We start from the raw sequence: 9,252 nt of genomic DNA on the forward strand, positions 1-9,252 counted from the left end.
GACACCTTGCACCTGCCTGGACACTCGGTGGGAAAGGATGTGCGCATTGTTGATTTTGCCGCTCTATTATCGCGAGTCGTTCTTCTCGCAAAGTCCGTATTACCATCCCGAAATGCCGGCCGGACGGCCAGGGGTGGCAGGCGACCCCGTGCCTTATACCATCGCCAGCGACGACTTGCTTACCTCGTTGCTCCTGGGTTGTTTCATCTTGGGCTGCGTGGCTTTCGCCCAATCGCGCGACTTCATCTTTCGTCAGGTAAAGCATTTCTTCCGCGTGCGCAACGAAGGCACTTCCGAAATAGCCGAGACAACGGGCGAGATACGTTTCCAAATATTCCTTGCACTGCAAACCAGTTTGCTCTATGCCATCCTGTTCTTCCTTTACCTGCGGCACCTGCACGTTGAAACCTTCATCGCCGAGCAGTTCGTTGTTATCGGCATCCTTACGGGTTTGGTGGCGGGCTACTTCCTGCTGAAGGCCTTTGCCCAATGGTTTGTGGGGTGGGTGTTCTTCGGTAAGCGCAAAAACAACCAGTGGCTTAAATCGTTTCTCTTCCTCGTCTCCTCGCAAGGCGTGTTGCTTTTGCCGCTGGTAATGCTGCAAGCCTACTTTCAGCTCACCGTCAAGAGCAGCATCATCTATGTGGGCATCGTGCTGGGGACAACCAAAATACTGTCGCTTTATAAGACACACCTTATCTTTTTCCGCCAAAAAGGCCAGTTTTTGCAATTTTTTTTGTACTTTTGCGCTCTCGAAATTGTGCCTTTGTTCGCCCTGTGGGGCGTATTGACAATAGCCTCCAATTATTTGAAAATCAATTTTTAAGCAAGTAGATGGTAAAAAAGATATTAATATCTCAACCCAAACCGACGAGTGATAAGTCGCCCTACTTCGACATAGAGAGAGAGTATGGCGTTGATTTGGTGTTCCGCCCTTTTGTGCAGGTAGAAGGCATCACATCGAAAGAGTTTCGCCAGCAAAAGGTAAGTATTCCCAATTATACGGCCATCGTATTTACGTCGCGCCACGCCATCGACCACTTTTTCAAGCTGGCCAAAGAGCTACGCGTGCCCATTCCCGAGACGTTGAAGTATTTTTGCGTAACCGAGACCATTGCGCTCTATATCCAAAAATACGTTCAATACCGTAAACGTAAGGTGTTTTTCGGTACTACGGGCAAGATGGAAGACCTGCTGCCCACAATGGCGAAGCACAAACAAGAGAAGTATCTTGTGCCATTGAGCGACAACCATAACGACGACATCGCCAAATTGCTCGACTCGAAGAAACTGAACCATACGGAATGTGTGATGTATCGCACCATCACCAACGACTTTACGCCAGAGGAGATAAAGAATTTTGACTACGACATGCTCATCTTCGTGAGTCCCACGGGTGTGAAATCGTTTGTGAAAGACTTCCCCAACTTCGAGCAAGGCGACGTTCGTATCGGCACATTCGGCCCAGCAACGTCGAAGGCCATCACCGATGAGGGCTTGCGATTGGACTTTCAAGCTCCGTCGAAAGAATATCCCTCGATGTCTGGTGCGTTGAAAGCCTATCTCGACGAGCATAAGTAAGGCTCGCCACTTAGACCTCGAAAGCGTACGAAAGGCGTGTTGGCGAGTGGCACTTTTTGCCTTATTTGGTAAGCGCGCATCACTCGCTGGCGGTGCGTGCAACGGTCTAAATCATCCCCAAACAAACAGTAACAATGGCAGCAACGGTATCGCAAAAGCTAAGAAAAGAAGAGCGCGCCTGTGGCAAAAAGCTCACCGAGGCACTCTTTTGCGGCGCGGATAGTCGGTCGCTTGCTGCCTTTCCCTTGCGTGTGGTGTATTTGGCGCAGCCCTTTTCGGCCGAAGAACAGCAGGCATTGGCCTCTGTACAGATGATGATAAGTGTGCCTAAGCGCAGATTTAAGCACGCCGTCGACCGCAATAGGGTTAAACGGCAGGTGCGCGAAGCCTATCGCAAGAACAAGCATTTGCTTTATGATAAGTTGCCGACAGGCAGAAGAATAACGCTGGGTTTCCTTTGGTTGGATGCCAAACATCATTCTTCGGCCGAGGTTGAAGATAAGGTGCAGAACCTGTTACGCCGAATAGGAGAAAGTCTATGAATGCGTTTCGTGCCCTTTTAGGCCTGTTTCGGCGTGTCGCAGTGTGGCTTTTGCTGTTGCCCATCCGCTTTTATCAGCTGGCCATTTCGCCTTATACGCCCCCATCGTGTCGCTTTACGCCCTCTTGTTCAGAGTATGCCCGTCAGGCCATCATCAAGCATGGCCCCTTCAAGGGATTGGCCTTGGCCGTTTGGCGTGTGTTGAGATGCAATCCGTGGGGCGGTAGCGGATACGACCCTGTGCCGTGATAAGCCTCACCCCCAGCCCCTCTCCAAGGGGAGAGGGGAGTGGTATGACTTGTGAATTTACCACTTACTGGTGGCCAATCACGCAGCTTGTCCACCGCTTAACTTGTCAATTCACAAACTTGAAAACGCGTTAACTCGTAAACTAACGAACTTGTCACTTGTTAACTTGTCAACTTATCAATTAACGAACTCGTCAACTCATAAACATCCTATATATATCCCGATGAAGAAAAATTTTGTAGAAGAACTAAGATGGCGCGGCATGTTGGCGCAGATTATGCCTGGAACAGAAGAACTGTTGCAGAAAGAAACGGTTACGGCATACCTTGGAACAGACCCCACAGCCGACTCTTTGCACATCGGGCATCTCGCTGGCATCATGATGTTGCGACACTTGCAGATGTGCGGACACAAACCCATCATCCTCGTTGGAGGAGCAACGGGCATGATTGGCGACCCCTCGGGTAAGAGCGCGGAGCGTAACCTGCTCGACTCGGAAACGCTTTATCACAACCAAGAGTGCATCAAAGCACAGGTGGCTAAGTTCCTAGACTTCGATGCCAAGGGCGACAATGCCGCCGAGATGGTGAACAACTACGATTGGATGAAAGACTTTTCGTTCCTCGATTTCGCACGAACGGTGGGCAAACACATCACTGTTAACTACATGATGGCCAAGGATAGCGTGAAGAAACGCCTCAGCGGAGACGCTCGCGACGGACTTTCGTTCACCGAGTTTACCTACCAATTGTTGCAGGGTTACGACTTTCTACACCTCTATGAAACCAAAGGTTGCAAGCTACAACTAGGCGGTAACGACCAATGGGGCAACATGACAACGGGTGCCGAGCTTATTCGTCGCACCTTAGGCATAGAAAATGAGGCCTACGCGCTTACTTGTCCGCTAATCACTAAGGCCGACGGAACGAAGTTCGGCAAGACGGAGGGTGGCAATATATGGCTCGATGCCAAGCGCACTTCTCCTTATATGTTCTACCAATTCTGGCTGAACGTAAGCGATGCCGATGCCGAACGCTACATCAAGATATTCACTTCGCTGGATAAGGAAACGATAGACGCGCTGGTAGCCGAACAAAACGAAGACCCAGGAAGGCGCCCCTTGCAAAGGCGATTGGCCGAAGAGGTTACCGTTATGGTGCACTCGCAGGCCGCACTCGACCAGGCTATGGAGGCCAGCAACATCCTTTTTGGCAAGGCCACAAAAGAAAATCTGCTTAAACTAGACGAACAAACGCTGCTCGATGTGTTCGAGGGAGTGCCGCATTACGAACTGGATAAGGCTTTGCTTGGCCAGCCTGCCATCGACCTTTTCACGCGCGAAGACGTGCCAGTATTCGCCAGCAAGGGCGAAATGCGTAAGCTGGTGCAAGGCGGAGGCGTGTCGCTGAACAAGGAAAAGCTTGCCGCTGCCGACCGCCCCGTTACTGCCGACGACCTTATCGACGGAAAATACCTGCTTGTTCAGCGCGGAAAGAGAAACTATTATTTGCTTATCGTGAAGTAAAGGGTTGCGCTTTTGCGCATACCACACCATAAAGTTTCACCCCTTTATCCCCTTTGGGACATTCGCAAGGCATAAAAGCCGATTGCTAAATCCTCAAAAAGAGATAAAGGGGCGAAACTGTTTTTTAGGGCTAAGCGTTGGCGTTCTTGACACTTTCAGTAACCTTATCTCTTGCGACTGACCCATACAAAATAGGGAGGTTAATCTCAACTAGTGAGGTATTAACCTCACTAACTTCGTGTATGTATAAAGAAAAAGATGACGGCATGATCACTCATCCCGTCATCCCAAAGAATAATGTTAACGGACGTTGGTGTGTTGCAAAGCGATAATGCTAAGTGCAGTTACGATTGTAACGCCAACCAACATCGCGATTGTTTCAAAATCTAATAACATAATCTTTAACCTTAAAATCTATCAAACTACTAACCTAATGAAAACTTATTATGAAAAGCATTCTCTCGAATACAATGCAAAGTTACGATGTTTTTTTTAATCCTGCAATACTTGTACCGAAAAAAATCTGCAAAATTTCCACGAAATTGATGTTTGTCAGTGTTTTTTATGTTTTGCGACATTAAAAGGCGTGGTTTGTTAAGGCACATTTATAAAATTGTTTAGTTGGCAAGCGTTTTCCCATGTTGAACAACTTTACTTTTCCGAAGATAAATAAAGCCAGGTGATGTACCCTGTGTTGAAAGATTTTTGTAACTTTGTGCCAATATGAATACCATCTTTTAAACGTTACGCACAAATGCTACAACGCGATTACATAAAGCGACTTATCCGCGAATTTGCCGAGGCCCTGCGCCGTATGCTCGACCAAAAGGAGGTTGTTAAAAGGCGCGAGGCTATCCGTCTGCTGTACGAACAGTATTTAGGCCCGTACAACCTTTACCATTTCGCAACCATCGACGAGTTGATGTCGGCCATTCAATCGTTTCCCGAAGACGAACGGTTGGAACGATTGGCGATGCTGGCGGAGCTGTATTACGCTGAGGCCGATACCGAAGCATCGGTGTACGATAGGGAAGTGCTGTTGCAAAAGGCTTTCAACCTTTTTGAATATTTGGAAAGAGAAAGCGGCGTGTACTCGATGGAACGCCGCGGCAAGATGGCCGAATTGATGAAACAGCTTGCCAAATAACGCCCCGTACTTGGTGAAAAATGCGTTGGCGACAGGCCTTGTTCTGGGTGTATGTTGGCAATTGCATCGTATGTGTCAAGGCCGTTTCCCCTACATAATGCAAAGTGTTTCATCTTGCTTTATGGGTTTCAACAAGTTTTCTTGGGGTTGACGGGATGTCGTGGGCGCATGCGTTGGTTGTAACCAAAAGGAGAACCGTGCATGAGCTTAACCTACGGCCATGTGGGCTCGTTGTGCATCTCATTAGGAGCAACTGTTGATGTGCGCCCGTTCGTCGGGCAATTGGCTTGTTGTAGTATTTCATTTCATCAGAAAATGATGTTGGTAATCATAGTCAAACGAAATTGGATTTGGAGCATCACAAGCATCTTGTCGTGTCGGTACAAGACTTCGGCAATAACAATTCCGATAGCTTTGAGTGTCGGTACAAGCACATTGTCGTGTCTGTACAAGGGCCTTTGTACCGATGTTCTAGTCAAACTTAATTGGATTTGGAAAGCCACAGGGGCATCGTAAGCAAACAGGCATTCCCCTTTTCTCTGCATAAGGGTTTGTTGATGCCATGCTGCGCCTTTCTGGCATTCTCCTCACAACAATATTCCAAAAGCAATTCTGTTAGGCTATAATTCGTTCGTAAATATATGGTATTTTCAAACTTTTTGACTACTTTTGCAACGTATGTCTTGTTCTCATTTCAAGATCTTTTGATTTTCGGGATTAACACATACTGGGGTTAGGCTAGCAAACATGGTGTTTTATCAGGCCCTACGGATTGCACCTGCGCCTGTTTGGCTGCCGAAAACAGCCATGCTGGCGGTTTGCCTCCATATTATATGTACGGTTTAATGATGAACAGCGAAAAGAAAATCATAGTGATACTGCCGCCCGAGTTCGAGCTTTACAAGGCGATAGACAAGAACCTCAAACACCTGGGCTACACAAAGGCCGTTGTTTTGGCACCCAAGTTTAGGCATACGTTTAAAACGCGGATGGTAAATTTCGTACTCAAACACCTACTGGGCCGTGATGAGTATAAGCGCCGCATTGCAGCCGCCTACTATCCTAAGCGGGTGGGACAGGTTGTGCACCGCTTGGCCACGAAAAGTTTTGACTATGCAATTGTAATGCGCCCCGATTTGTTGGAGATGGAAACGCTTAACGAGGTGCTTCGTGTGGCCAACAAAACAACGGCATACCAATGGGACGGATTGGAACGGTTTCCGCAGGTGTTCGAGGTCATTCCGCTTTTCGACCGTTTCTTTGTTTTCGACCCTAACGATGCCCCCAAGTACAAGGCGAAATACCCCAACCTGCTGGCTTGTACCAATTTTTATTCGATTTCCCCATGTCCGAAGTGCAAGTAAACCCCAACGAAGTGATGTATGCGGGCGCCTATCAGGAAGGTCGCGTGGGTTCGTTGCTTAAAATGGTCGACGAATTGCAAAAATACAACCTAAAGCTCAACGTCCATTTGGTGCTGGGATGGAGGTCGGTTGCCTTCGAACACCCCATAATAACCTTTTCGAAGAAAGGGGTGGGCTTTCTTTCTTACTTGGAGACTGCAAGAAGAGCGGGCATGCTGCTCGACATTAAGGCTTGCGAACACGATGGGTTGTCGTTCAGGGTGTTCGAGGCTTTGAGATATAACAAAAAGCTCATTACAGACAACAAGAGCGTGAGGTTGTACGACTTCTATCGCCCTGACAACATCTTTGTGGTTGAAGATGGATGTTTCGACGGCCTTAGCGAGTTCCTTGCCGCGCCATACACGCCACTTCCCGAAGAGATAATACAAAAATATAGTTTCACCAACTGGTTGAGGTATGCCCTAGACATGCCTCCTTATCAAGTAACAGACAGCAAGACATGGAAGTTTCAGTTATCGTAACCTGCTACAATCAAGAGGCTTTTTTGAACGATTGTTTAGCAAGTGTGGCCAAACAGACTTATCCCGATTGGGAATGCATCATCGTAGACGATGGCTCTACCGACACTTCGGCACAGATTGCCAAAGGTTGGCAGGCGGAAGACGCACGCTTTAAATATGTGTATCAGGCAAACAAAGGTTGCAGTGGAGCACGAAATACGGGGCTGAGTGAGGCCGGGGGCGACCTCATACAGTTCTTAGACGGCGACGACATCTTGCAGCCTACAAAGCTGGAAGAGAGCGTAAAGGCCTTTTCGCAGGAGAAATGCGACGTCGTTGTCACCAATTTTTCGGAAGAACACAATGGCGAACCACGTCCGCCTTTTTGCGATCTGACGAAGTACGATTTTACTTATAAGAATTTGTTGTTGCAATGGGACATCGACTTTAACGTGCCGCCCCATTGTTTTTGCTTCACAAAAAAGATATTGGAAGGCCTTACATTCAAGGAGTTTCTTAAAGCAAAGGAAGACTGGATAATGTGGCTCGAGGTGTTTAGGCGCAATCCCAAGGTGTGTTTCATAAACCAGCCACTGGTGATGTACAGAATACATGGGGGGAACATTACTCGTAACACTTCTCTGATGGAACAATATACAGAGGCCGCCTCTCTTTACATATTAAAGAACGAAGACGCTTACTTCGAGGAGTTTTACCATAAAATGGTGAAACCGTATAAGGATAAGCTCAACAGGCTATTGTCGCGGCCGTGGTACAAAAAGGTGTTCTACGCCCTAACGGGCAAGCAATAGGTCTGCCAAATGCCCTTTGTCGCTGGCCTCTCTCCCAGGTGTGGCTGTGGGGCGACGCCCCCTTCATGTTGATGGGCTGGTGGGCTTTTGGGCTTTTGGGGGTTGTTAGGGCAGTATTTTTGCAGGCCAACAGCGTAACCGTCACTAGATGGAAGGTGTTGGTTATGTAGGTTGGAGATAGAAAATGAAATGTTTAGGAATTCTTAATCAATGATGAGACGCCTCTTATTTATCCTGATTTTGGCATGGTCGGCCGCAATGCTCATGGCACAAGAAAAACCGCGGCGTGCCGTATACAACGAGTATGCTGGAGCATCGGGCATTATTGGCGCAAATTTCGATTCGCGCTTTTCGGCGAACAGCCATCTGGGCTATCGCCTTGGTCTGGCTTTTAATGCAGGAAGAACATCTGAAAAAAGCGAAGACGGGGCTTCCGTTTATCAAGGTCCTGCGGCGGTGTTCGAGGCTTATGGTCTGATTGGTAGAGCTAACCATAGTTTGGAATTGGGGGTGGGGATGATGCATGGCATCTTTAAACGCGATTATGAGTGGGATGCAACGCCCCCTCTCGGCATGTCGTCTGATCCGCCCGAGATATGGAAGTATGGTTACTATGGCTTTGCGAATGTGGGTTATCGCTATCAGCCTGCCGTGGGTTTCTTTCTCCGCGCTGGTGTCAACCCAACGTTTGTTCCCGAAACCCATTATGGCATCTCTCGTTTCCTTGTATATCCTTACTTAGGCCTAGGCTTTGCCTTTTAAGCGTTAATGGGCAGCCGACCAGCTGGCCCAGCTTGGCGATAAGGCACTGTTTGTTGCTAACTAAAAAACAATCGGGATGCCCAGATAGCCTAGGCATCCCGATGGGGTAAGCCACATGGCCAGTGGCGGTTGTGGCTATGAAGGTGTGGAAGGGGCTTTATTTCTCTTCCAACATGGGCAGATACTTGCCGTAACCCTGCTTTTCCATATCTTCTTTTGGTACAAAACGCAGCGATGCGCTGTTGATGCAATAGCGCAAACCGCCCGTTTCTTTGGGGCCATCGTTAAACACATGACCTAGATGCGCGTTGCCTTTGGCCGAACGAACCTCGGTGCGCAGCATGCCATGCGAACGGTCTTCGAGGTTGTTTAGCAATCGGTTGTCGATGGGTTTCGAGAAAGCCGGCCATCCACAGCCCGAATCGAACTTGTCGGTAGAAAGGAAAAGCGGTTCGCCCGTGGTAACATCCACGTATATGCCGGGGCGAAACTCATGGTCGTATTCGTTTGCAAAGGGGCGTTCGGTGGCCGCATTCTGCGTAACTTCGTATTGCAGGGGCGTAAGTTTGCTTTTCAATTCTTCGTCGGTGGGCTTGGCGTAGGTTCTCTTTTCATCTGTTTTCTTGTTGGCTTTGCGGGCCATGTCGAACAAGGCTTGCGGTAGGTGGCAGTAGCCCGTAGGGTTTTTGTCGAGGTAATCTTGGTGATAATCCTCGGCATCGTAGAAGTTTTTCAGGGGCAATACCTCCACTTGCAGCGGCCGATCAT

Annotated in this window: 12 protein-coding genes; 10 read left to right on the forward strand and 2 right to left on the reverse strand. The window is 48.4% G+C overall.

Features of this window, described 5'->3' with window-relative positions; translation table 11 throughout:
• From BN93_RS00715 to BN93_RS00740, 6 genes are all read left to right on the forward strand, one after another.
• On the forward strand, positions 1 to 826 hold an 826-nt coding region (locus tag BN93_RS00715; protein WP_232211051.1), incomplete at its 5' end, for a DUF4271 domain-containing protein.
• A gap of 8 nt (positions 827 to 834) precedes the next feature.
• The gene (locus BN93_RS00720; protein ID WP_009230704.1) at positions 835 to 1,581 is read left to right on the forward strand and encodes a uroporphyrinogen-III synthase; all 747 of its coding nucleotides are present in this window, start codon (positions 835 to 837) and stop codon (positions 1,579 to 1,581) included.
• Positions 1,582 to 1,715: 134 nt separating this feature from the next.
• The gene (locus tag BN93_RS00725) at positions 1,716 to 2,123 is read left to right on the forward strand and encodes a ribonuclease P protein component (protein WP_019186439.1); all 408 of its coding nucleotides are present in this window, start codon (positions 1,716 to 1,718) and stop codon (positions 2,121 to 2,123) included.
• Complete coding sequence (gene yidD / locus BN93_RS00730) at positions 2,120 to 2,371, forward strand: membrane protein insertion efficiency factor YidD (protein ID WP_019186440.1); 252 nt, start codon at positions 2,120 to 2,122, stop codon at positions 2,369 to 2,371. Before BN93_RS00725 ends, yidD begins: the two co-directional genes overlap by 4 nt.
• Before the next feature lie 223 nt (positions 2,372 to 2,594).
• Positions 2,595 to 3,896, forward strand: a complete 1,302-nt coding sequence (gene tyrS / locus BN93_RS00735; RefSeq protein WP_019186441.1) for a tyrosine--tRNA ligase — start codon at positions 2,595 to 2,597, stop codon at positions 3,894 to 3,896.
• 754 nt (positions 3,897 to 4,650) lie between these two features.
• Complete coding sequence (locus BN93_RS00740) at positions 4,651 to 5,043, forward strand: hypothetical protein (RefSeq protein ID WP_019186442.1); 393 nt, start codon at positions 4,651 to 4,653, stop codon at positions 5,041 to 5,043.
• Between the two features lie 308 nt (positions 5,044 to 5,351).
• Here the strand turns inward: BN93_RS00740 and BN93_RS00745 are convergent, their stop codons facing one another.
• Positions 5,352 to 5,588 carry a hypothetical protein gene (locus BN93_RS00745; protein WP_019186443.1) on the reverse strand — a complete coding sequence of 79 codons (237 nt, stop codon included), beginning with the start codon at positions 5,586 to 5,588 and terminating at the stop codon, positions 5,352 to 5,354.
• Between the two features lie 300 nt (positions 5,589 to 5,888).
• Here BN93_RS00745 and BN93_RS18255 point away from each other — a divergent pair, with 300 nt between their 5' ends.
• The 4 genes from BN93_RS18255 to BN93_RS00760 all read left to right on the forward strand — a co-directional run bounded on the left by BN93_RS18255 (position 5,889) and on the right by BN93_RS00760 (position 8,484).
• Complete coding sequence (locus tag BN93_RS18255) at positions 5,889 to 6,407, forward strand: hypothetical protein (protein ID WP_232211052.1); 519 nt, start codon at positions 5,889 to 5,891, stop codon at positions 6,405 to 6,407.
• Positions 6,389 to 6,931: a hypothetical protein gene (locus tag BN93_RS18260; protein ID WP_232211053.1), complete on the forward strand. Its 543-nt coding sequence runs from the start codon at positions 6,389 to 6,391 to the stop codon at positions 6,929 to 6,931. Before BN93_RS18255 ends, BN93_RS18260 begins: the two co-directional genes overlap by 19 nt.
• On the forward strand, positions 6,910 to 7,722 hold the full coding sequence (locus tag BN93_RS00755; protein ID WP_019186444.1) for a glycosyltransferase family 2 protein: 813 nt from the start codon (positions 6,910 to 6,912) through the stop codon (positions 7,720 to 7,722). The genes BN93_RS18260 and BN93_RS00755 overlap by 22 nt, the downstream gene beginning before the upstream one ends.
• Before the next feature lie 210 nt (positions 7,723 to 7,932).
• Positions 7,933 to 8,484: a hypothetical protein gene (locus BN93_RS00760; RefSeq protein ID WP_157462576.1), complete on the forward strand. Its 552-nt coding sequence runs from the start codon at positions 7,933 to 7,935 to the stop codon at positions 8,482 to 8,484.
• 157 nt (positions 8,485 to 8,641) lie between these two features.
• Here BN93_RS00760 and msrB read toward each other — a convergent pair.
• Positions 8,642 to 9,252: peptide-methionine (R)-S-oxide reductase MsrB (gene msrB / locus BN93_RS18265; RefSeq protein WP_044259314.1), on the reverse strand; the 611-nt coding region annotated here is incomplete at its 5' end.

The sequence above is a fragment of the Prevotella conceptionensis 9403948 genome (assembly GCF_000312305.1).
In the GTDB taxonomy this organism is placed as follows: Bacteria; Bacteroidota; Bacteroidia; order Bacteroidales; family Bacteroidaceae; genus Prevotella; species Prevotella conceptionensis.